This window comes from Klebsiella sp. GN_Kp190, from assembly GCF_040061795.1.
GTDB lineage: Bacteria > Pseudomonadota > Gammaproteobacteria > Enterobacterales > Enterobacteriaceae > Klebsiella > Klebsiella michiganensis.
Map to the genome: position 1 here is coordinate 57,069 of NZ_JBEAFN010000032.1, position 23,733 is coordinate 80,801.

General features: G+C 55.8%; 19 protein-coding genes. 8 read left to right on the forward strand and 11 right to left on the reverse strand.

Features of this window, described 5'->3' with window-relative positions; genetic code table 11:
- Nucleotides 1-30 precede the first annotated feature (30 nt).
- Nucleotides 31-1,749 (reverse strand): ubiquinone-dependent pyruvate dehydrogenase, encoded by a 1,719-nt coding sequence (gene poxB, locus ABLU67_RS20365; RefSeq protein ID WP_064379240.1) that lies wholly within the window; start codon nucleotides 1,747-1,749, stop codon nucleotides 31-33.
- 152 nt (nucleotides 1,750-1,901) lie between these two features.
- Here poxB and ABLU67_RS20370 point away from each other — a divergent pair, with 152 nt between their 5' ends.
- Nucleotides 1,902-2,336, forward strand: coding sequence for a DoxX family protein (locus tag ABLU67_RS20370; protein WP_014228613.1), 435 nt, complete (start codon nucleotides 1,902-1,904; stop codon nucleotides 2,334-2,336).
- A gap of 39 nt (nucleotides 2,337-2,375) precedes the next feature.
- Here the strand turns inward: ABLU67_RS20370 and hcr are convergent, their stop codons facing one another.
- From hcr to aqpZ, 4 genes are all read right to left on the reverse strand, one after another.
- The gene (gene hcr, locus ABLU67_RS20375; RefSeq protein ID WP_224266186.1) at nucleotides 2,376-3,344 is read right to left on the reverse strand and encodes an NADH oxidoreductase; all 969 of its coding nucleotides are present in this window, start codon (nucleotides 3,342-3,344) and stop codon (nucleotides 2,376-2,378) included.
- Between the two features lie 10 nt (nucleotides 3,345-3,354).
- Entirely contained in the window at nucleotides 3,355-5,007 is a 1,653-nt protein-coding gene (hcp, locus tag ABLU67_RS20380) for a hydroxylamine reductase (protein WP_025108293.1), read from the reverse strand.
- 145 nt (nucleotides 5,008-5,152) lie between these two features.
- On the reverse strand, nucleotides 5,153-6,052 hold the full coding sequence (locus ABLU67_RS20385; RefSeq protein ID WP_014837946.1) for a lysine exporter LysO family protein: 900 nt from the start codon (nucleotides 6,050-6,052) through the stop codon (nucleotides 5,153-5,155).
- Nucleotides 6,053-6,177: 125 nt separating this feature from the next.
- Nucleotides 6,178-6,873, reverse strand: a complete 696-nt coding sequence (gene aqpZ / locus ABLU67_RS20390; protein ID WP_004849414.1) for an aquaporin Z — start codon at nucleotides 6,871-6,873, stop codon at nucleotides 6,178-6,180.
- A 383-nt stretch (nucleotides 6,874-7,256) separates the two neighbouring features.
- On the opposite strand from aqpZ, the gene ABLU67_RS20395 reads away from it, so the two are divergent.
- The 3 genes from ABLU67_RS20395 to macB all read left to right on the forward strand — a co-directional run bounded on the left by ABLU67_RS20395 (nucleotide 7,257) and on the right by macB (nucleotide 12,149).
- Nucleotides 7,257-8,915 (forward strand): ATP-dependent endonuclease, encoded by a 1,659-nt coding sequence (locus ABLU67_RS20395; RefSeq protein WP_032748892.1) that lies wholly within the window; start codon nucleotides 7,257-7,259, stop codon nucleotides 8,913-8,915.
- Nucleotides 8,916-9,090: 175 nt separating this feature from the next.
- Entirely contained in the window at nucleotides 9,091-10,206 is a 1,116-nt protein-coding gene (gene macA, locus ABLU67_RS20400; RefSeq protein WP_014228619.1) for a macrolide transporter subunit MacA, read from the forward strand.
- Nucleotides 10,203-12,149: a macrolide ABC transporter ATP-binding protein/permease MacB gene (macB, locus tag ABLU67_RS20405; protein ID WP_348852512.1), complete on the forward strand. Its 1,947-nt coding sequence runs from the start codon at nucleotides 10,203-10,205 to the stop codon at nucleotides 12,147-12,149. Before macA ends, macB begins: the two co-directional genes overlap by 4 nt.
- Before the next feature lie 68 nt (nucleotides 12,150-12,217).
- Here macB and cspD read toward each other — a convergent pair whose 3' ends face one another.
- The gene (cspD, locus tag ABLU67_RS20410) at nucleotides 12,218-12,448 is read right to left on the reverse strand and encodes a cold shock-like protein CspD (RefSeq protein WP_004100627.1); all 231 of its coding nucleotides are present in this window, start codon (nucleotides 12,446-12,448) and stop codon (nucleotides 12,218-12,220) included.
- Nucleotides 12,449-12,772: 324 nt separating this feature from the next.
- On the opposite strand from cspD, the gene clpS reads away from it, so the two are divergent.
- Entirely contained in the window at nucleotides 12,773-13,090 is a 318-nt protein-coding gene (clpS, locus tag ABLU67_RS20415; protein ID WP_004100628.1) for an ATP-dependent Clp protease adapter ClpS, read from the forward strand.
- A gap of 30 nt (nucleotides 13,091-13,120) precedes the next feature.
- Nucleotides 13,121-15,403 carry an ATP-dependent Clp protease ATP-binding subunit ClpA gene (gene clpA / locus ABLU67_RS20420; protein ID WP_004849425.1) on the forward strand — a complete coding sequence of 761 codons (2,283 nt, stop codon included), beginning with the start codon at nucleotides 13,121-13,123 and terminating at the stop codon, nucleotides 15,401-15,403.
- Between the two features lie 137 nt (nucleotides 15,404-15,540).
- Here the strand turns inward: clpA and infA are convergent, their stop codons facing one another.
- The 5 genes from infA to trxB form a co-directional block, all read right to left on the reverse strand.
- Complete coding sequence (gene infA, locus ABLU67_RS20425) at nucleotides 15,541-15,759, reverse strand: translation initiation factor IF-1 (protein ID WP_002211347.1); 219 nt, start codon at nucleotides 15,757-15,759, stop codon at nucleotides 15,541-15,543.
- Between the two features lie 279 nt (nucleotides 15,760-16,038).
- Complete coding sequence (gene aat, locus ABLU67_RS20430; protein ID WP_009653303.1) at nucleotides 16,039-16,743, reverse strand: leucyl/phenylalanyl-tRNA--protein transferase; 705 nt, start codon at nucleotides 16,741-16,743, stop codon at nucleotides 16,039-16,041.
- A gap of 38 nt (nucleotides 16,744-16,781) precedes the next feature.
- Entirely contained in the window at nucleotides 16,782-18,503 is a 1,722-nt protein-coding gene (gene cydC, locus ABLU67_RS20435; RefSeq protein ID WP_032720837.1) for a cysteine/glutathione ABC transporter ATP-binding protein/permease CydC, read from the reverse strand.
- Complete coding sequence (gene cydD, locus ABLU67_RS20440) at nucleotides 18,504-20,270, reverse strand: cysteine/glutathione ABC transporter permease/ATP-binding protein CydD (RefSeq protein ID WP_025108298.1); 1,767 nt, start codon at nucleotides 20,268-20,270, stop codon at nucleotides 18,504-18,506.
- A gap of 114 nt (nucleotides 20,271-20,384) precedes the next feature.
- Complete coding sequence (trxB, locus tag ABLU67_RS20445; protein ID WP_025108299.1) at nucleotides 20,385-21,353, reverse strand: thioredoxin-disulfide reductase; 969 nt, start codon at nucleotides 21,351-21,353, stop codon at nucleotides 20,385-20,387.
- 531 nt (nucleotides 21,354-21,884) lie between these two features.
- Here trxB and lrp point away from each other — a divergent pair.
- Entirely contained in the window at nucleotides 21,885-22,379 is a 495-nt protein-coding gene (lrp, locus tag ABLU67_RS20450) for a leucine-responsive transcriptional regulator Lrp (protein WP_002439523.1), read from the forward strand.
- Between the two features lie 135 nt (nucleotides 22,380-22,514).
- On the forward strand, nucleotides 22,515-23,733 hold a 1,219-nt coding region (locus ABLU67_RS20455; RefSeq protein WP_348852513.1), incomplete at its 3' end, for a DNA translocase FtsK 4TM domain-containing protein.

Consider the following 23,733-nt stretch of genomic DNA (forward strand, 5'->3'; position numbering starts at 1 on the left):
AATTTTGCGTATGAATTGAAAAGGATATTTTTACCTTAGCCAGTTAGTTTTCGCCAGTTCGATAACTTCGTCGCCGCGGCCGCTGATAATCGCGCGCAGCATATAAAGGCTGAAACCTTTGGCCTGCTCCAGTTTAATTTGCGGCGGCATCGCCAGCTCTTCACTGGCGACGACCACATCCACCAGGACCGGGCCATCGGTAGCGAAAGCGGTTTGCAGCGCTTCATCAACCTCTGACGCGCTTTCAACACGTATGCCCTTGATGCCGCACGCTTCGGCGATGCGGGCAAAGTTGGTGGCGTGAAGTTCAGTGCCGTCTGTCAGATAGCCCCCGGCCTTCATCTCCATCGCCACGAAGCCCAGTACGCTGTTATTGAAGATAACGATCTTCACCGGCAGCTTCATCTGCGCCAGCGAGAGAAAATCCCCCATCAGCATGCTGAAGCCGCCGTCGCCACACATTGCCACAACCTGACGGTCAGGGGCGGTGGCCTTCGCACCGATGGCCTGCGGCATGGCGTTAGCCATTGACCCATGGTTGAACGATCCGAGCAGGCGACGCTTGCCGTTCATCTGCAAATAGCGCGCGGCCCAGACGGTCGGCGTACCCACGTCGCAGGTAAAGATGGCATCGTCGTCGGCATAGTGGCTGATGCGCTGCGCCAGATACTGCGGATGAATTGTTTTGTCGCTGGGCTTCGCCAGGTCATCAAGCCCCTTGCGCGCGTCGCGATAGTGTTCCAGCGCTTTATCGAGGAACTTACGGTCGGTTTTCTCCTCAAGATGCGGCATCAGCGCGCTGAGGGTCGATTTAATATCGCCGACCAGCGCCATATCCACTTTACTGTGGGCGCCAATACTGCCGGGATTGATATCAATCTGAATGATTTTCGCGTCCGTCGGGTAGAAGGCGCGATAGGGGAACTGGGTGCCGAGCAGCACCAGGGTGTCAGCGTTCATCATGGTGTGGAAGCCGGAGGAGAAGCCAATCAGTCCGGTCATCCCCACATCATAAGGGTTGTCGTATTCTACGTGCTCTTTGCCGCGCAGCGCGTGAACGATAGGCGCTTTGAGCTTCTCGGCGAAGTCTACCAGCTCTTTATGCGCTCCGGCGCAGCCGCTGCCGCACATCAGGGCGATGTTGCTTGAATAGCGCAGCAGCTGGGCCAGCTTTTTCAGCTCTTCTTCCGCCGGCGTCACCTGCGGCAGCGGCGCGTGGTACCAGTGGCTGCTGGCGCTTTCCGGCGCGGCTTTCAGCGCAACGTCGCCGGGAAGCACCACTACCGAGACGCCGCGGTTAATCACCGCTTTGCGCATGGCGATGGCCAGCACCTGCGGGATCTGTTCCGGGGTGGAGACCAGTTCACAGTAGTGACTGCATTCCCGGAACAGCTCCTGCGGATGCGTTTCCTGAAAATAGCCGCTGCCGATTTCGCTGGAAGGAATATGGGCGGCGATGGCCAGAACCGGAACGTGATTGCGGTGGCAGTCGAAAAGGCCGTTAATCAGATGCAGGTTGCCCGGCCCGCAGGAGCCTGCGCAGACCGCCAGTTCGCCGGTAAGCTGCGCTTCCGCCCCGGCGGCGAAGGCGGCCACTTCTTCATGGCGCGTGGGCATCCAGTCGATGGTCCCCATACGGTTCAGGCTGTCGCTTAAGCCGTTGAGCGAATCCCCGGTTACGCCCCAAATACGTTTAACGCCAGCCTGTTCAAGAGTTTTGGCTATGTATGCCGCCACGGTCTGTTTCATGGTTCTCCATCTCCTTTTTGTGATAACGCTTACAAGCTTAGATGAAACTGCCAGTTACGCTCGCTTTCCCCCCTCATTTTTCGCTGGTTTTTTTCAGCAAAAACTCCGCATAATCTGAGCTCACATAAAGTGGTAAACAGGAATCATTTCAAATGGTTAAATCGCTGTTAAATGCTGTTAATAAACTGCTATCCCATGACGATTTCGGCAAACTCTTGTTACGACTTGCCGTTGGCGGGCTGATGCTGTTTCACGGGTTGCATAAGCTATTTGATGGCGTAGGGGGAATCAGCAATATGCTGGTAGCAAAAGGATTGCCGGGGTTTATCGCTTATGGGGTTTTAGTGGGCGAGGTGGTAGCGCCTTGCCTGCTGATTCTGGGAGTGCTTACGCGTCCGGCGGCGCTGGTGCTGGCGTTTACGATGGTCGTGGCCTGGCTGATGGTCGGGACGGGCAAAACCTTTGCGCTGGATGCGGTAGGCGCGTGGGCGATTGAGAGCCTGGTCTATTTCTTTGTGGGCGCGCTGGCGATTGCCTTCCTCGGGGCAGGGCGCTACGCCATCGGCGGCAATTCGGCCTGGCGGTAAACATTGCCGGACGGCGTTGCGCCATCCGGCTGTTGAGGATTAAGCCAGTACCAAATCACCCTGCGGGTGGCAGGAGCAGGCCAGCACGTAGCCTTCAGCGATTTCCGCATCGGTTAACGTCATGGTACTGCTGACGGTATATTCTCCGGAAACCACTTTGGTTTTGCAGCAGCCGCAGACGCCTGCGCGACAGGCGACGGTAACCGGCACCTTATTGCTTTCCAGCGCTTCGAGCAGCGTGGTGCCGACCGGCGCGTAGAACGCTTTCGCCGGCTGCAGTTTGGTGAACTTCAGGCCGCTGGTAGCGGCTTCGGCTACCGGCGTAAAGAACTGCTCTTTAAAGAAACGCGTCGCGCCCAGCGCTTTCACCTCCTGCTCAACCCAATCCATATACGGCGCCGGGCCGCAGGTCATCACGGTACGAGAGGTCAGATCCGGTACGCTTTTCAGCAGATCGGTCGTCAGTCGGCCAGAAATAAAACCGTGGGTGGCATTGTTTTCAGCGACTAAGGTCACCGGATATTCGCGCCATTCGTCGGCAAAAATAACATCTTGCGGTGAACGAACGTTAAAGATCACCTGCACATCGGCCTGCGGGCGGTACTTTGCCAACCAGCGACGCATTGACATGATTGGCGTAACGCCGCAGCCAGCAGCCAGCATCAGGAACTTATCTTCAGCCCTATCTTCACAGGTAAATTCACCTATGGCATCGGACAGCCAGATATAGTCGCCGCGCTTCACGTCGCGGGTCAGCCACTGTGAGCCTGCGCCATCGTCAATCCGACGGATGGTCAGCGTGATGTACTCGCTTACTCCCGGCGTCGATGAAATGGTGTAAGCACGCAGCGTCTCCGCTGAATTACGTACGCTGACCAGTGCATACTGCCCGGCACGGTACGGATAATAGTCGTGGCACAGCAACGAAATTGTCCATACATCCGGCGTTTCCTGATGGATGTGATGAACCTGCATCCGCCATGGGCACTGATGAGTTGGCATTGTCATTCTTTACTCCTTACGCGCTCAGCAGCTGCTTCATGTCTTCTTCAACGGTGGTCACGGAACGCAGACCGAATTTCTCGTTGAGAACGGCCAGCAGGTCCGGCGTGAAGAAGCCCGGCGCCGTCGGGCCGGTGACGATATTTTTCACGCCCAGCGACAGCAGGGTCAGCAGAATAACAATCGCTTTCTGTTCAAACCAGGAGAGCACCAGAGACAGCGGCAGGTCGTTCACGCCACAACCCAGTTTCTCAGCCAGGGTGACCGCCAGGATGATGGCAGAGTAAGCGTCGTTACACTGACCGGCATCGACCAGACGCGGCAGACCTTCGATATCGCCGAATTCGAGTTTGTTGAAACGGTATTTACCGCAGGCCAGGGTCAGGATCAGGCAGTCGTCCGGTACGCTGGTGGCGAAATCGGTGAAGTAGTTACGTTCGCCGCGCGCCCCGTCGCAGCCGCCCACCAGGAAGATATGGCGCAGTTTTTCACGGCTCACCAGGTCGATCAGCGTATCAGCCGCGCCCAGCAGGGTCTGACGACCGAAGCCAACGGTGATCAGGTGCGGGATCTCGCTGTACGGGAAGCCCGCCATCTGCTGCGCCTGGGCGATAACCGGGGCGAAATCTTCGCCTTCCAGATGATTGACGCCTGGCCAGCCGACGATGCTGCGGGTCCAGATACGGTCGTCATAGGCGCCGACGGTTGGGTCGATGATGCAGTTAGAGGTCATCACAATCGGGCCAGGGAAGCGGGCAAACTCGACCTGCTGGTTTTGCCAGCCGCTGCCGTAGTTACCAATCAGATGCTTGAATTTACGCAGTTCCGGGTAACCGTGCGCTGGCAGCATTTCACCGTGGGTGTAGACGTTAACCCCGGTACCTTCGGTTTGCTCCAGCAGGTTGTACAGATCTTTCAGGTCATGGCCGGAAATCAGAATGCATTTGCCTTCGGTCGCTTTGACGTTGACCTGAGTCGGGGTGGGGTGACCATATTTGGTGGTCTCGCCAGCGTCCAGAATGCTCATCACTTTGAAGTTCATCTGGCCGATTTCCATCGAGCACTCCAGCAGCGCGTTCATATCGGCAGGCCAGGTACCGAGCCACGCCATGATTTTATGGTACTGGGCGTAGATGTCGTTGTCGTACTGACCCAGAACGTGCGCGTGCTCCATATAAGCCGCAGCGCCTTTCAGGCCGTACAGGCACAGCAGGCGCAGGCCGAGAATGTTCTCGCCGATGGCCGCTTTGTCTTTGTTCGGGGTGAATTCCGCCGCCTGGCGCTGCAGGTCGCCCAGATCGTCGCTCGCCAGCTGCAGATCGGCCATCGGGTTGTTAACCGTCGCGTGGGCATCAATATTCAGGCACTGGGCTTTCAGCGCTTCACGCAGGGTGATGGCCTCGCGCGCATAGCCAACGATACGCGGGGAATCGAAGTTAACGTTGGTCAGCGTGGAGAAAAAAGCGCGCGGCGCAAAGCTATCGATGTCGTGGTCGATGATGCCGTATTCACGGGCTTTAAGCGCCCAGGCGGAGAGTCCCTGCAGAGAGGCAATCAGCAGATCCTGCAGATCGGACGTTTCGGCCGTTTTCCCGCACATACCCTGCGCGTAAGAGCAGCCGTTCCCTGCCGGGGTACGGATGGTTTGTTCACATTGCACACAAAACATGGTCACACCTTTTTTAAAGTTATATTTAATATACATGTTTAAGGTTATGCCCGAGCGCGAGAAGAGAAAAGGTATTTCTGATACAACTTACGGGGAGATTGATTTAGCGCAAAATTGGCGGCAGAAGACTACCGCCAGAGAGGTATTAAGCGGAGAAGAAAGCCATCAATATGGGCACCAGCAGACTGAGAATGAAGCCATGAACGATGGCCGCCGGCACAATCTCCACCCCGCCAGAGCGTTGCAGTACCGGCAGCGTAAAGTCCATTGATGTCGCGCCGCAAAGGCCCAGCGCGGTGGAACGGCTGCGGCGCACCAGTCCGGGGATAAGCATTATCGCCAGCAGCTCGCGGGCAAGATCGTTAAAGAAGGCCGCGCTGCCAATTACCGGGCCATAGGATTCGGTCAGCAGGATCCCGGAGAGCGAATACCAGCCAAACCCGGAAGCCATGGCTAGGCCGGTTTTTAGCGGCAGGTCGAGAATAAAGGCGTTGATGATACCGCCCAGCAGTGAACTGACCATGACCACTACCGCGACAATCATTCCGCGGCGATTCAGTACGATCTGCCGCAGCGTCATGCCATTATTGCGCAGTTGAATACCGATGAGGAACAAAAGGAAGATCAGGGTATATTCGCTGGCCTCGGTGGCGTGTTGTAAAAAGGATATGCCGCTCAGACCAATCATAAAACCAATAAATACCACGCCGCATAGCTGAAGGGATTCCAGAGCCATTGCCAGACGGGAGGGTAATTTTTCCTGACGATGATGATTTTGCCAGGGCATTTTTTGCTCGAGCCACATCAGGGCGGCAATATTGCACAGCAGAATAATAACGACGCTGACCGCCGCATAATGAAGGATCGCCAGGAGGTTGCTGGCCAGATTATCCAGGAAGGCCAGGCTAATACCCATAAAAAAGAGAATAACGTAGACAATCCAGCTCAGAAGTCGCGCGATGAGTTTAAGGGCTGATGGCCGATGAAGAGGAATAAGATAGCCTATAACCAACGGCAGCAGAATGATTAAAAGTCCCGAAAACATGAACGGCCTGGTCCTTGCAGAATGAAAATAGCGCCCCTGACACTACCCAAATCGCCGGACTGAGTAAAGTGGTGGAAAAAAAGAAAGGCCCGGCAGCACCGGGCCTCAAGAAAAGTGGGGGAAGTTTAGCTGCGTTTTTCCAGCAGGGTGCGGTAGAGCACGCCGCCGAGAATGCCGCCGATAATCGGCATCACCCAGAATAGCCACAGCTGCTGCAGCGCCCAGCCGCCCTGGAATATCGCTACCGCGGTACTGCGCGCCGGGTTTACCGACGTGTTGGTGACCGGAATGCTGATCAGGTGGATAAGCGTTAGCGCCAGGCCAATAGCGATAGGAGCGAAGCCGGCCGGTGCGTTTTTATCCGTGGCGCCGTGAATGACCAGCAGGAAGCCGCAGGTCAGGACGATCTCAATCACAATAGCGGAGAGCATGGAGAAACCGCCGGGAGAATGTTCGCCATAGCCGTTCGATGCGAATCCGCTAGCGGCGGCGTCAAAGCCCGCTTTACCGCTGGCGACAACGTACAGAATAGCGGCGGCGATAATACCGCCGACAACCTGGGCGATAATATAACCAATCACGTCCCTGGCCGGGAAACGACCGCCGGCCCATAAACCTAAAGTTACCGCCGGGTTAAAGTGTCCGCCGGAAATATGACCGACGGCATACGCCATGGTTAATACGGTTAAACCGAAAGCCAGAGCGACGCCGGCAAAACCAATTCCCAGCTCAGGGAATGCCGCAGCCAGCACGGCGCTGCCGCAACCACCAAATACCAGCCAGAATGTACCAAAGCATTCTGCTGCTAATTTTCTAAACATAACCACCTCAATAAAAACGTAAACGCGCACGAGTTTTCGTGCCGGCCTTTATTTTCGCCACAAAGAATGACGACCAGAATAAAGCGACGCTATTCTATGGACGATCGCCACCTTGGGACCAGTTAAATAAATTGATGTAAGTTGATTTAGAACAATGCGCTGGGATTCCTTTTTATGTCGGATTTTTTAAAAGTGTAGAACAAAAACGGTTAAAAAAACGACTTTCAATGATGAATGCGTTTCTCAATTAAGTGAAGTACGGCGCATCACATTCCCCCCCTGCAGCCATGAGCGATTCGCAGACGCCCGGAGTGTCATGTTGATGCTCACCTCGCTATACTGCTGATAACTGAAGGAGATAGTCGCCACTGAGCGGAGGGCATATGCATCTTGAGCGCGTAGAAATAGTCGGTTTTCGCGGCATTAACCGATTATCGTTGATGCTTGAACAAAATAACGTGCTGATTGGCGAAAATGCCTGGGGTAAATCCAGCCTGCTGGATGCCCTGACGCTGCTCCTGTCGCCGGAGTTCGACCTCTATCATTTTGTTCGGGAAGATTTTTGGTTTCCGCCCGGCGATATTCAGGGGCGCGAGCATCATCTGCATATCATCCTGACCTTCCGTGAAAATGAACCCGGGCGCCATCGGGTTCGACGCTATCGTCCTCTCAGCAGCTGCTGGGTTCCCTGCGACGATGGCTATCAGCGCGTTTTCTATCGCCTGGAGGGGGAGCTTGCCGATGACGACAGCGTGATGACCCTGCGCAGCTTTATAGATGGTGAAGGGAAAGCGCTGGAGCTTGACGATATTGATGAACTCGCCCGTCACCTGGTACGGCTGATGCCGGTTCTGCGGCTACGCGACGCCCGCTTTATGCGACGGATCCACAACGGCACCGTTCCTCACTCGCCGCAGATCGAAATTACCGCTCGCCAGCTTGATTTCCTCTCTCGCGAACTGGTACATCATCCGCAAAATTTAACCGATGGGCAGATCCGCCAGGGGCTGTCGGCTATGGTGCAGTTGTTGGAGCACTATTTTGCCGAGCAGAGCAGCGCGCAGTCGCGCCATCGTCTGATGCGCCGTCATTCACATGATGAACAGCGCAGCTGGCGCTACCTGGATATTATCAACAGGATGATCGACAAGCCCGGCGGGCGCAGCCATCGGGTGATTTTATTGGGGCTGTTTTCGACTCTGCTGCAGGCGAAAGGCACGGTAAGACTCGATCGCGATGCGCGGCCGCTCTTGTTGATTGAGGATCCGGAAACCCGGTTGCATCCTATTATGCTGTCGGTGGCCTGGCATTTGCTCAATTTACTGCCGCTGCAGCGGGTGACGACAACGAACTCCGGCGAGCTGCTGTCATTAACGCCCGTCGAGCACGTCTGTCGGCTGGTGCGTGAATCTTCACGAGTGTCGGCCTGGCGGCTGGGGCCCGGCGGGATGAATGCGGAAGACAGCCGGCGCATCGCGTTTCATATTCGCTTTAACCGCGCTTCATCGCTGTTTGCCCGCTGCTGGCTGCTGGTGGAGGGGGAGACGGAAACCTGGGTTATCAACGAGCTGGCCCGCCAGTGCGGCCATCACTTTGATGCGGAAGGGGTGAAGGTCATTGAGTTTGCCCAGTCGGGTTTGAAACCGCTGATTAAATTCGCCCGGCGAATGGGTATTGAGTGGCATGTGCTGGTGGATGGCGATGAAGCCGGGAAGAAATACGCCGCCACCGTTCGCAGTTTGTTGAATGACGATAAAATGCTGGAGCGAGACCATCTCACCGCGCTACCGGCGATGGATATGGAGCATTTTATGTACCGTCAGGGCTTCGACGATGTTTATCACCGGGTCGCGCAGCTGCCGATGAATATACCCATGAATATGCGGCGGGTGATCACCAAAGCGATTCATCGCTCGTCTAAGCCCGACCTGGCGATTGAAGTGGCGATGGAGGCCGGACGGCGCGGGGTTGACGCCATTCCGACGCTGTTGAAAAAAATGTTCTCTCGCGTGCTATGGCTGGCGCGCGGACGCGCGGATTAGCGCTGGCCGCTGTTTCTCTCTTTCTGCCGGGCTATCCATCCCGGCAGGTCTTCATCTGCATACCCTCAACTTCAGTTAAACAAAAATGAAGCGCATCTAAAAATGCGCGTTATTCTATTGCCGCATTTAGATAGAATTGTCGCGGGTTCTGCGGGTTAAAACATCAGGAATTGTTATGAAATTAAATGGAAAGCGCAGGAAAGTTTGGTGGCTGCTGGCGATTGTCGTGCTGGCCCTCGCCGTCTGGGGATGGCGAATTCTGAATGCGCCGCTGCCGCAGTATCAGACGCTGGTGGTGCGTAAAGGCGACCTTCAGCAGAGCGTGCTGGCGACCGGTAAGCTCGATGCGTTGAAAAAAGTGGACGTCGGGGCGCAGGTGAGCGGGCAGCTAAAAACGCTGCGCGTCGAGATTGGCGACAAAGTCAAAAAAGACCAGCTGCTGGGGGTTATCGACCCGGAGCAGGCGGAAAACCAGATAAAGGAAGTCGAAGCGACGTTGATGGAGCTACGGGCGCAGCTGAACCAGGCGCGCGCGGAACGTAAACTGTCTGCGGCGACGCTGGCTCGTCAGCAGCAGCTGGCGCAGCGGCAGCTGGTCTCTCGCCAGGACCTCGATACCGCCGCGACCGACTTAGCGGTCAAAGAGGCGCAAATCGGCACGATTGAAGCCCAGGTCAAACGCAATCAGGCGACCCTGGATACGGCCAAAACCAACCTCGACTACACCAAAATTCTGGCGCCGATGTCCGGAGAAGTGACGCAAATCACCACCCTGCAGGGGCAGACGGTGATTGCCGCCCAGCAGGCGCCGAATATTTTGACCCTGGCCGATCTCAGCACCATGCTGGTGAAGGCGCAGGTCTCGGAAGCGGACGTCATTCATCTTAAGCCGGGGCAAAAGGCCTGGTTTACCGTACTGGGCGATCCGCTGACGCGCTATGAAGGAACGCTGAAGGATATTCTCCCGACGCCCGAAAAGGTCAACGACGCTATTTTCTACTACGCCCGTTTTGAAGTGCCGAACCCGCAGGGCATCCTGCGCCTGGAGATGACCGCCCAGGTGCATATTCAGCTCTCAGAAGTGAAAAATGTTATCACCATCCCGCTGAGCGCGCTGGGTGAGGCCATCGGCGATAACCGCTATCACGTGCGTCTGCTGCGTACCGGTGAAGTTAAAGAGCGTGAAATCGTTATCGGCGCGCGTAACGACACCGATGTGGCGGTGGTGAAAGGGCTGGACGAGGGGGATGAAGTCATTATCGGCGAAGGTGCGGCCGGAGCGGCGAAATGACGACGTTACTGGAACTGCGTGATATTCGCCGCAGCTACCCCTCCGGCGATGGCAACGTTGAGGTGCTGAAAGGCATTACGTTGAACATTGCCGCCGGTGAGATGGTGGCAATCGTCGGCGCGTCCGGCTCCGGGAAATCCACGCTGATGAATATTCTCGGCTGTCTGGACAAACCGACCGGCGGTACCTACCGGGTCGCGGGAACGGACGTGGCTCGTCTCAACGGTGACGAGCTGGCGCGCCTGCGGCGGGAACATTTCGGTTTTATTTTCCAGCGCTATCACCTGTTATCGCATCTCACCGCGGCGCAGAACGTGGAAGTTCCTGCGGTTTATGCCGGCGCCGAGCGCAAAGCGCGCCTTGCCCGGGCCCATGAGCTGCTGGTTCGGCTGGGGCTGGGCGACAGAGCTGAATATCAGCCTTCGCAGCTCTCCGGCGGCCAGCAGCAGCGGGTGAGTATCGCCCGTGCCCTGATGAACGGCGGGGAAGTGATTCTGGCGGATGAGCCAACCGGTGCGCTGGACAGCCGCTCCGGCGAAGAGGTCATGGGGATCCTTCACCAGCTAAAAGCGCAGGGGCATACGGTGATTATCGTCACCCATGACCCGCAGGTGGCGGCCCAGGCGGAGCGGGTGATTGAGATCCACGACGGTGAAATCGTGCGTAATCCGCCCGCGCTGAGTCCGGCGCAAGGCGGCGTACTGCGCCAGCGCACGGCGGCCGAACCGTCGGCGTGGCGTCAGTTCAGCAGCGGCTTTCGCGAAGCGCTGATCATGGCCTGGCGCGCGATGGCGGCGAATAAAATGCGTACGCTGCTGACGATGCTCGGCATTATTATCGGCATCGCATCTGTGGTGTCGATTGTGGTGGTGGGCGATGCCGCGAAGCAGATGGTGCTGGCCGATATCCGCGCCATCGGCACCAATACCATTGATGTATATCCCGGCAAGGATTTCGGCGATGACGATCCCCGCTATCAGCAATCGCTCAAGTACGATGACCTGTTAGCTATTCAGAAACAGCCGTGGGTGAGCTCGGCGACCCCTGCGGTATCAAAAAGCCTGCGCCTGCGGGCGAATAACATCGACGTTGCCGCCAGCGCCGAGGGCGTGGGGGCGCAGTACTTTAACGTCTACGGCATGACCTTTAGCGAAGGCAATACCTTTAACGAGCTTCAGCTAAATAGCCGCGCGCAGGTGGTGGTGCTCGACAGCAACGCGCGCCGACAGCTATTTCCGCATAAAGCGCGGGTCGTCGGCGAAGTGATTCTGGTCGGCAATATGCCCGCGACGGTGATCGGCGTGGCGGATGAAAAACAGTCAATGTTCGGCAGCAGCAAAATTCTGCGCGTCTGGTTGCCCTATACCACGATGGCTGGCCGGGTGATGGGGCAGTCGTGGCTGAATTCCATCACCGTGCGCGTCAATGAAGGCTACGACAGCGCGGTTGCCGAGCAGCAGCTGTTGCGTCTACTGGAACTGCGTCACGGTAAGAAAGATGTTTTCACCTGGAATATGGACAGCATCTTGAAAACGGCGGAACGGACCACACATACATTACAGCTGTTTCTGACGCTGGTGGCGGTGATTGCGCTGGTGGTCGGCGGTATTGGCGTGATGAATATTATGCTGGTCTCAGTCACCGAACGCACGCGGGAGATCGGTATCCGTATGGCGGTCGGGGCGCGGGCCAGCGATGTCTTACAGCAGTTTTTGATCGAGGCGGTGCTGGTTTGCCTGGTTGGCGGGGCGCTGGGCGTCACGCTTTCGCTGCTGATTGCCTTTGTATTACAGCTGTTTTTACCCGGCTGGGAGATCGGTTTTTCACCGTTGGCGCTATTGACCGCGTTTTTATGCTCCACGCTGACCGGGGTGCTGTTTGGCTGGCTACCGGCGCGCAATGCGGCTCGTCTGGACCCCGTCGACGCCCTGGCGCGCGAGTAGCGATAAAAAAATGCCAGTCAGAAGGACTGGCATTTTGCTGGCGGGATGTACACAATGAAGCAAAAGAGTTATGCGGCTGTTTCTGTTTCTTCAGCTTCAACAGGGACAATCACGCTGGCGTGGTTACCTTTTGGCCCCTGGTGAACATCAAACCGAACCGCTTGTCCGGCTTTTAGCGTTCTGTAACCATCCATCTGGATGGTCGAGTAATGGGCGAAAATGTCTTCGCCGCCGCCCTCAGGGCAGATAAAACCGAACCCTTTGGCATTGTTGAACCACTTAACAGTACCCATTTCCATACTTCGACATCCTTCGTAAATCTTATAAGTAAGATGGAATGAACCGGTAGTGGAGTGACGAGTTGTTCATTTGCTCGCCAACTCTCGCCACTACAATTTAGAGAAATCAGGAAATGCGTCAAGCGATTGACGCCAGGGGACGGTGAAAAATGCGTCAAAATTTGAAGCAGTTAACGCTATTGCCGGGGAATGTGACAGACGTCGCGGATGGAAGTAATAGATGATAATTATCTATGATCTATTGTAGATTTGTGATGTGCATAGCCTCTGGTCATCGACAGGCCACCGCCTGTTGGCAACAGCAACCGATGATGAACACTGACGATGAGTAAGAGAGACTGGTTGGACTTCGATCAGCTAATTGAGGACGAAGTTAAAGATGCGCTTAAACCGCCATCTATGTATAAAGTGATATTAGTCAATGATGACTACACTCCAATGGAGTTTGTTATTGACGTGTTACAAAAATTCTTTTCTTATGATGTTGAACGTGCAACGCAACTGATGCTGACGGTTCACTATCAAGGTAAAGCGATTTGCGGGGTGTTTACCGCAGAAGTCGCAGAAACCAAAGTATCGATGGTGAACCAGTATGCGAGGGAGAACGAACATCCGTTGTTGTGTACGCTAGAAAAAGCCTGAATGCAGGCAATAAACTTGGGGGAGGTGCCTATGCTCAATCAAGAACTGGAACTCAGTTTAAACATGGCTTTCGCCAGAGCGCGCGAGCACCGTCATGAGTTCATGACCGTCGAGCACTTGTTGCTGGCGCTGCTTAGCAACCCTTCGGCCCGCGAAGCGCTTGAAGCGTGTTCAGTGGACCTGGTCGCGCTGCGTCAGGAGCTTGAAGCCTTCATCGAACAGACCACACCCGTACTGCCTGCAACGGAAGAAGAGCGCGACACTCAGCCGACGCTGAGCTTCCAGCGCGTGCTGCAACGTGCTGTTTTCCACGTCCAGTCTTCCGGCCGCAGCGAAGTGACCGGCGCCAACGTTCTGGTCGCGATTTTTAGCGAACAGGAATCTCAGGCGGCATACCTGCTGCGTAAACATGAAGTCAGCCGACTTGATGTGGTGAATTTCATCTCTCACGGTACGCGTAAAGACGAGCCGAGCCAGTCTTCCGATAACAGCGGAAGTCAGCCTGGCAGCAGCGAAGAGCAAGCAGGCGGGGAGGATCGTATGGAAAACTTCACCACCAACCTCAACCAGCTTGCCCGCGTAGGCGGTATCGATCCGCTGATCGGCCGTGAGAAAGAGCTGGAACGTGCTATTCAGGTTCTGTGCCGCCGCCGCAAGAACAACCCGCTGCTGGTGGGGGAATCCGGCGTTGGTAAAACCGCTATTGCTGAAGGTCTTGCCTGGCGTATCGTGCAGGGCGACGTGCCGGAAGTGATGGCCGATTGCACTATCTATTCACTGGATATTGGCTCGCTGCTGGCAGGTACTAAATACCGCGGCGACTTTGAAAAACGCTTTAAAGCGCTGCTTAAGCAGCTGGAGCAGGACACCAACAGTATTCTGTTCATCGATGAGATCCACACCATTATCGGTGCGGGGGCGGCTTCCGGCGGGCAGGTCGATGCCGCTAACCTGATTAAACCGCTGCTTTCCAGCGGTAAGATTCGGGTCATTGGCTCGACGACCTATCAGGAGTTCAGCAACATCTTTGAAAAAGATCGTGCCCTGGCGCGGCGTTTCCAGAAAATTGATATCACCGAACCTTCCGTGGAAGAGACGGTGCAGATTATTAACGGCCTGAAGCCGAAGTATGAAGCGCACCACGACGTCCGTTACACCGCGAAAGCGGTACGTGCGGCGGTAGAGCTGGCGGTGAAGTACATTAACGATCGTCATCTGCCGGATAAGGCGATTGACGTGATTGATGAAGCCGGGGCGCGTGCGCGCTTGATGCCGGTGAGCAAACGTAAGAAAACGGTTAACGTGGCGGATATTGAGTCCGTGGTGGCGCGGATTGCACGTATACCTGAGAAGAGCGTTTCCCGCAGCGATCGCGATACGCTGAAAAACCTCGGCGATCGCCTGAAAATGCTGGTCTTCGGTCAGGATAAGGCGATTGAGGCCTTAACCGAAGCGATCAAGATGGCGCGCGCCGGGCTTGGCCATGAGCACAAACCCGTCGGCTCTTTCCTGTTCGCCGGGCCTACCGGGGTCGGTAAAACCGAGGTTACCGTACAGCTGGCGAAGTCGCTGGGCATTGAGCTGCTGCGTTTTGATATGTCCGAATATATGGAACGTCATACCGTCAGCCGCTTAATCGGTGCGCCTCCGGGCTACGTCGGTTTCGATCAGGGCGGGCTGCTGACCGATGCGGTTATTAAGCATCCGCACGCGGTGCTGCTGCTGGATGAAATTGAAAAAGCGCATCCGGATGTCTTTAACCTGCTGCTGCAGGTGATGGATAACGGGACGCTGACCGACAACAACGGCCGCAAAGCGGATTTCCGCAACGTGGTGCTGGTGATGACCACCAACGCCGGGGTGCGCGAAACCGAGCGTAAATCCATTGGCCTCATCCATCAGGACAACAGTCCGGATGCGATGGATGAGATCAAAAAGATCTTTACGCCGGAGTTCCGTAACCGTCTCGACAACATTATCTGGTTCGATCATCTGTCTACGACGGTTATCCATCAGGTGGTGGATAAATTTATCGTCGAGCTGCAGGTTCAGCTGGATCAGAAAGGCGTCTCTTTGGAAGTCAGCCAGGAAGCCCGCGATTGGCTGGCCGAGAAAGGCTATGACCGGGCCATGGGCGCGCGTCCGATGGCGCGGGTGATTCAGGACAACCTGAAAAAACCGCTGGCCAACGAGCTGCTGTTTGGCTCACTGGTTGACGGCGGACAGGTGACCGTTGAACTGGATAAAGAGAAAAATGCGCTGACCTACGACTTCCAGAGTGCGCAGAAGCACAAACCGGAAGCGGCGCATTAAGTTTCGGTACTCAGTGACAAAACCGGCCTCAGGGCCGGTTTTTTTATCTGCGCGCTTTAAGTTGTAAATGACGCAGAAATGAAAAGACCGGGAATTATCCCGGCCTTCAGCATCTGGCGCGCTAAGCGCGAAAACGATCAGCGACTACGGAAGACAATGCGGCCTTTGCTCAGGTCGTACGGGGTCAGCTCAACAGTCACTTTGTCGCCCGTCAGAATGCGGATGTAGTTTTTACGCATTTTACCGGAAATATGCGCAGTTACCACGTGACCGTTTTCCAGTTCTACGCGGAACATAGTGTTAGGCAGCGTATCAAGTACGGTGCCCTGCATTTCAATATTGTCTTCTTTGGCCATCTAGTCCTCTGGGGTATCACTACCGTAGTTTTGAACCGGCAAGATAATGCCGAAGTTCAGCAAGTATGTAAAGTTTTACGTCAAATCGCCGAAGTAGTTTTGGCGCATTACCCGTAATTCACGCGGATAAACCGGGTGACAGGCGCAAACGTAAAGGGGGAGTGACAGAACAATGGGTGTTATCTGACTCTTATTATTCCCAAACGGCGGCGGGGCAACGGGCAGAAGCTACTCTACCGCGCAATTATAACATCCCAACAAAAAATGTGCTGAAAACATTTATGCTTCTCCTGCAAATAGCACCCTTGGTACCCAGAATCGCTCCGGCAGACGATACGTCCGCAGCACGGAAAGATAGTCGAGGTAATCGCGGCGGGGAATTTCCACTGCGCCCAGCGACGCCGTATGCTTATTCAGCACCTGACAATCGATTAATTTTCCGCCATCCTGCGAAAATATCTGGCTAAAGACCAGCAGCGCGGTTTTAGAGGCGTTTTCGGCACGGCTGAACATCGACTCTCCGCAAAACAGCGCGCCCTGCGCGACGCCGTACATCCCGCCGACTAATTCCTTTCCCTGCCATACTTCAACAGAATGAGCATGTCCCAGCTCATGCAGCTGGTGGTACGCCTGAACGATCCCCGGCGTTATCCATGTTCCCTCATCGCGGTGGTCGGCGCAGCCCTCGATAACCTGACCAAAGGCGTGATTCAGCGTGACGCGATAAGGCGAGCGCTGATGGAAACGCTTCATGCTGCGGCTGAGATGAAATTTCTCTGGCCACAGTACCGCTCGCGGATCGGGGGACCACCACAAAATAGGGTCGCCGGGCGAAAACCACGGAAAAATACCGCGCTGATAGGCCATCAGTAAACGCGCCGGGCTAAGATCGCCGCCCAGCGCTAACAGGCCATTAGGTTCGCGTAAAGCGCCTTCCGGGGAGGGGAAGGCGATGGAATGATGAGAGAGCTGAACCAGCCGCATTTTTACCTCAACGCATCAGGCAATGATTCAATAGTAGCCTACAGGCGCTGCTTAAACTGGTAGTAACGCCCCTGTTCAGCCAGCAGTTCTGCGTGACTACCTTGCTCAATAATCTTCCCGTTGTCCATGACTATTATCTGATTAAAACGCGCCAGTCCGCGCAGACGATGGGTTACCATTAACACGGTTTTTTCACGCATCACTTCCGCCAGTAAATCAAGGATTTGACTTTCGGTCGTCGCATCGAGGCCTTCAGTAGGTTCATCAAGCAGCATGACCGGCGCATCGTGAAGCAGGGCGCGGGCGATAGCCAGCCTGCGCAGCTCGCCGCCGGAAAGCTGACGGCCGCCTTCACCCAGCCAGCTATTCAGACCGCTATCTTCCAGTAATTTCGCTAAGCCGACGCGTTCAAGCGTTTGGGCAAGTCGGGCATCGCTGGCTCCGGGAGAAGCCAGCAGCAGGTTGTCGCGCAGCGTAGCGCTGAACAGATGTACGCGCTGCGGCACGACGCTCATCGCCCGGCGCAGCGTCGCCTCATTAAACTGCCCCAGCGGCTGATTGTTGAGTAAGATTTCCCCTTCAGCCGGATCCCAGGCGCGGGTCAGCAGCTGCAGCAGGGTCGATTTACCGCAGCCTGTTCGTCCGAGGATGGCGATATGCTCTCCGGCCTCGATCTGCAATGACACTTTCTCCAGCGCGGGGGAGGGCTGCTGCGGATAGCTGAAGGTGACCTGATGTAAGCGTAACGAGACGCGATCCAGCGTCTGGCCTTCGCCCTGAGGGAAGGCCACTTCCGGCTCTTGCTCGGTAATTTGCGTGATGCGCTTTGCGGAGGCGATCACCTGCCCTAAATGCTGAAATGCGCCGGTTACCGGCGCCAGCGCTTCAAACGCCGCCAGCGCGCAGAAGACAAACAGCGCAATCAGCGCCCCTGGCTGAGTATCGCCGCCAACGCCCGCGGAGGCGAGCCACAGCATAGCGATAACCGCAATTCCGCCAATCAGCAGCATCAGCGCCTGAGAGAGCGCGGTGAGCTCAGCCTGGCGACGCTGCGCATCCAGCCAGCGCGCTTCCGTTTTTTCCATTTGCTGCCGGTAGCGGTCGCTGGCGTTGAACAGCATGAGTTCCGCCTGTCCCTGGAGCCATGAGGTCAGATGCTGGCGATATTGCCCGCGAAGCCGGGTTATGCTTTCACCTGCGGGTTTACCTGCGCGATAGAACAGCGGCGGCATCACCAGCAGGGTGAGCAGCATAATCCCACCGAGGGTCAGGGCCAGAGTGACGTCCAGCACGCTCAACCCTACGGTGACGACCAGGATCACTACCAGCGCGCCTACCAGCGGTGATATGACGCGCAAATAGAGATGATCCAGGGTATCGACATCTGCAACCACCCGGTTAAGCAGCTCGCCCTGACGAAAACGCGCCAGTCCGGCGGGGGAGAGCGGCAGCAGCTTACTGAAGGTAAAGACCCGCAGGTGCTGCAGAACGCGGAAGGTGGCGTCATGGCTGACCAGACGCTCAAAGTAGCGGCCAGCGGTGCGAATAATCGCCGCGCCGCGCACGCCCGCGGCTGGCAGCATATAGTTAAAGCTGTAGATGCCCGCCACGCCAACGACGGCTGATGCCGACAGGAACCAGCCGGACAGCGTTAATAAGCCAATGCTGGCCAGCAGCGTCACGATCGCCAGCACGATACCGAGCAGCAACAGCCATTTGTGTCGTTTGTACAGCGCCAGGTAAGGCCATAATGCGCGCATTTAAATCTCCTCCTGACGATGAGCGAGCAGGGTCGCGAAGGGGCCGCCAGCGGCCGCCAGCTGCGAATAGCTGCCTTGCTCAACAATTCGACCATCCTGCATAACCCAGATCGCATCCCAGTTCGCCAGTCCTTCCAACTGATGGGTAACCATTAGCGTGGTTTGCTGCGTTGATGCATTGGTCAGCGCCTGCATCACGCGCTGTTCGCTATGCGCGTCAAGGCTGGCGGCAGGCTCATCAAGCAGCAGCAGACGACAGGGCACCAGCAGCGCTCGTGCGACGGCGACGCGCTGAGCCTGCCCGACCGACAGCCGGCCGGCCTGATCGCCAACAGGCGTATTAATACCCTGCGGCAGAAGAGAGACGAACTCGCTAACCCAGGCTTTATCCAGCGCAAGCTGCAGCTGCGCTTCGGTGGCTTCAGGGCAGGAGAGCAGGACGTTTTCGCGCAGCGTCGCCGCGGGCAGCTGCGGATTTTGCCCGACCCAGCTCAGGAGACGACGCCAGCGGTCGGCATCCAGACTCTTTAACTCGACGCCATTGACCTTGAGCGAGCCGTCATAGGGAAGAAAACCCGTTAACGTATTCAGTAGCGAGCTTTTTCCCGAGCCGCTTTGCCCAACCAGCACCACGCGTTCACCGGCGCGCAGGGAAAAATTCAGCGGCCCGGCCAGCACTTTTCCTTCGGGAGACTTAATCAGCAGGTCGCGAGCTTCAAGGCTTACCGTTTCATTATCTTTTAATGCCTTTTCCCCACGCTCTGCCTGCGCCAGCGGCGCTTCCATAAAGGTCTTCAGGCTATCGGCGGCGCCAATCGCCTGCGCTTTCGCATGATAAAAGGTGCCTAAATCGCGCAGTGGCTGGAAAAACTCAGGAGCCAGAATCAGGGCGAGGAAACCGGACATCAACGTCACCCCGGCGCCGTAATGGCCAAAGTTGAGCTCTCCCAGATAGGAAAAACCAAAGTAAACGGCGACCAGCGCAATCGACAGCGAGGTGAAAAACTCCAGGACACCGGAGGAGAGAAACGCCAGGCGCAGCACTTCCATTGTCCGCTGGCGGAAATCCTGCGAGGCCTCGCGTATGTTGTCCGTCTCCGCTTCGCCGCGATGAAAAATACGCAGCGTTTCCATACCGCGCAGGCGATCGAGAAAATGGCCGCTTAAACGCGCCAGAGCGAGAAAGTTGCGGCGGTTGGCATCAGCCGCGCCCATTCCCACCAGCGCCATAAACAGCGGAATAAGCGGTGCGGTACCCAGCAGAATCAGCGCCGCGGCCCAGTTGATGGGGAAAATCGTAATAACAATCAGCAACGGTACAGAGGCGGCCAGCGTCATCTGCGGCAAATAGCGAGCATAGTAGTCATGCATGTCGTCGATCTGTTCAAGGATCAGCGTGGCCCAGCTACCCGCAGGTTTGCCCTGTATCCACGCCGGTCCCGCCTGCTGTAAACGATCCAGAACCTGACGGCGGATCTCAAGGCGGATATGTTGACCGGCCTGAAAACCCACTCTTTCACGCAGCCAGACCACCCAGGCGCGCAGCACAAAGACCAGCACCAGTAGCGTAAAGGGCAGCAGCAGCGCCGTCGCGGGGATATTTTCCATAATCATGCGATGGAGGATCCTCGCCAGGAACCAGGCCTGGGCGACGATCAACAGGCCGCTAACGACGCCCAATACGCGGGAAATCATCAACCAGCGACGGGAGATAATGCTTTGATCTTTTAACCAACGGGTTAACTCTTGTTGACGGGTTTTATTCATTGCGCGCTTAGCAGGTGTAGTTATGAGTTTTTTGGGCACGGCAATGTTACAACGAGGCAAAAATAAAGGCGACTTTTCGTCGCCTTCTTTACCTTTGTTACTGACTTGTAAAGATTATTTGCAAGCGTCGGCTAAACCATCCAGATAGCGCTCCGCGTCCAGCGCCGCCATGCAGCCGGTACCCGCAGAAGTAATCGCCTGACGGTAGATATGATCCATCACGTCGCCGGCGGCGAAGACGCCCGGGATGCTGGTCTGGGTAGCGTTGCCGTGGATGCCGGACTGGACTTTAATGTAGCCGTTTTCCAGCTCCAGCTGACCGGCGAAAATTGCCGTGTTCGGGCTGTGGCCGATAGCCACGAACAGCCCCGCAACTTCGAGGGATTCAACGTTATCCGCATTCTGGGTATCGCGCAGACGCAAGCCGCTTACGCCCATCTGGTCGCCGGTCACTTCTTCCAGCGTACGGTGGGTGTGCAGCACAATATTGCCGCTCTCCACTTTGTCCATCAGGCGTTTGATAAGGATTTTTTCCGCGCGGAAGCCGTCACGACGGTGGATCAAATGCACTTCAGAAGCAATGTTAGACAGGTACAGCGCCTCTTCGACGGCCGTATTGCCGCCGCCGATGACGGCAACCTTCTGGTTACGATAGAAGAAACCGTCGCAGGTCGCGCAGGCAGACACGCCGCGGCCCTTAAACGCTTCTTCCGAGGGAAGACCCAGATAGCGTGCTGAAGCGCCGGTGGCAATAATCAGGGCATCGCAGGTGTATTCGCCGCTGTCGCCGACCAGGCGGAACGGACGGTTTTGCAGGTCGACGCTGTTGATATGATCGAAAATAATTTCGGTTTCAAATTTGGTGGCATGTTCATGCATGCGCTCCATCAGCAGCGGTCCGGTCAGTTCGTTAGGATCGCCTGGCCAGTTTTCCACTTCCGTGGTGGTGGTCAGCTGACCGCCTTTTTCCATTCCGGTAATCAGTACCGGCTGCAGATTTGCGCGCGCTGCGTAGACCGCAGCGGTGTATCCCGCAGGTCCAGAACCAAGAATAAGCAGTTTACTGTGTTTGGCCGTGCCCATGAGATCCTCATAATTTATTGGCATACATGAGCTGGATTGTAGGGAATTTGTGGACGTAAAAAAAGAGCGCGGCGGTTTTGTTAACGATATGTGCAATAGAAGCTGCCGATTAATCGGCGATTTAACGAACGAAGAATATAACTAATTCTACTGTTAGCGAGACAATTATAAGAGGAAAACATGAGAATCAACCGGGGAGGATTATGAATATCTGGCATCTTGTACTAAAAATCGATGTTTTGCTTTGACAATCCCCTGTGCTTTTGCGAAAACATTCATGGAAGAAGAAAAGCAGTGTTTCGCGTGTGGCGAATTTTCATGCACGCAAATGCCATTTTTATCCGGGTTAGCGAAATCTACGCATGGTGTGGACAGACGCCATGCGTGATGTCGGTGACTGCCGTCAGGCAACGGGCTTCTCACGTACCCCTGGGTTACCCAACGTCGTACGGGTGATAACAGGATGGACTCTGGCAGTGAAGGCTCAGAGTCGGAACAGGAGTAGGGAAGGAATACAGAGAGACAATAATAATGGTAGATAGCAAGAAGCGCCCTGGCAAAGATCTCGACCGCATTGATCGTAATATTTTGAATGAATTGCAAAAAGACGGGCGTATTTCCAACGTCGAGCTTTCTAAACGGGTGGGACTTTCTCCGACGCCTTGCCTTGAGCGCGTGCGTCGACTGGAAAGACAGGGTTTTATTCAGGGCTATACAGCGCTGCTCAACCCGCACTATCTGGATGCATCACTTCTGGTATTTGTTGAGATTACTCTGAATCGTGGCGCGCCGGATGTGTTTGAGCAATTTAACTCCGCTGTGCAAAAACTTGAAGAAATTCAAGAGTGTCATCTGGTTTCCGGGGATTTTGACTACCTGTTGAAAACCCGCGTACCGGATATGTCAGCGTATCGTAAATTACTGGGCGAGACCTTGCTGCGCCTGCCGGGCGTAAATGACACCCGTACCTATGTGGTAATGGAAGAAGTCAAGCAGAGTAATCGTCTGGTAATCAAGACGCGCTAACACGGAACAGGTGCAAAATCGATGTAGTTTGATTACACTCCTGTTAATCCATACAGCAACAGTGCCGGGGAGACCCGGCACTGTTGTCCGTTTTAGCCGAAGGCAGGAAACAGCCTGATACCTGGAGAGCCTTTCTTGAGCCAGGAATACACTGAAGACAAAGAAGTCAAATTCACAAAGCTGAGTAGCGGACGCCGGCTCCTTGAGGCGTTACTCATTCTTTGCTCCCTTTTTGCCATCTGGTTGATGGCGGCCTTACTCAGCTTTAATCCCTCGGATCCTAGCTGGTCGCAAACGGCGTGGCATGAGCCTATTCACAACATAGGCGGGACGCCGGGAGCCTGGCTTGCCGATACGCTATTTTTTATTTTTGGCGTAATGGCCTATACCATTCCGGTCATCATTATCGGCGGCTGCTGGTTTGCCTGGCGTCATCAAGAAAACGACGAGTACATCGACTATTTCGCCGTCTCGCTGCGTTTAATTGGCGCGCTGGCGCTGATCCTCACTTCCTGCGGTCTGGCGGCAATCAACGCTGATGATATCTGGTATTTCGCCTCCGGCGGCGTGATCGGCAGTCTGTTGAGCACCACCCTGCAACCGCTGCTGCACAGCAGCGGCGGCACAATCGCGCTGCTCTGCATCTGGGCGGCAGGACTGACGCTATTTACCGGCTGGTCCTGGGTTAGCATTGCTGAAAAACTCGGCGGTGCGATTCTTTCTATTCTCACGTTTGCCAGCAACCGTACCCGTCGTGACGATACCTGGGTTGATGAAGGGGAATATGAAGATGATGAAGAAGAATATGAAGATGATAAACCCGCGAAGCCGCAGGGTTCTCGACGCGCGCGAATTTTACGCAGCGCCTTAGCTCGCCGCCAGCGTCTGGCTGAGAAGTTCTCTAATCCGATGGGGCGTAAGACCGATGCGGCGCTGTTCTCGGGTAAACGGATGGATGACGCCGAAGACGAGGTTCAGTACAGCGCCGGCGGTGCGCCTGTTGCCGCTGACGATGTCCTTTTTTCTGGCTCCAGCGCAGCGCGTCCGGCAAATGCTGATGATGTTCTGTTCTCCGGCGTCAGTGCGGCACGTCCCGGCGATTTTGACCCCTACGATCCTCTGTTGAACGGTCATAGCATTGCCGATCCGGTGGCTTTGGCCGCGCAGGATACCGCTGCGCCGCAGGCATGGTCTGAACCGCTGCCAGGGTATGAGGCTCAGCCGGTCTATCATCCGGAACAGGCCCCGGTACAGCAGCCAGCGTATCAGCCTGAACCGGCTTACCAGCCGCAGCATGCTTACCAGCCGGAACAGGCCCCGGTACAGCAGCCAGCATATCAGCCGGAACCGGCTT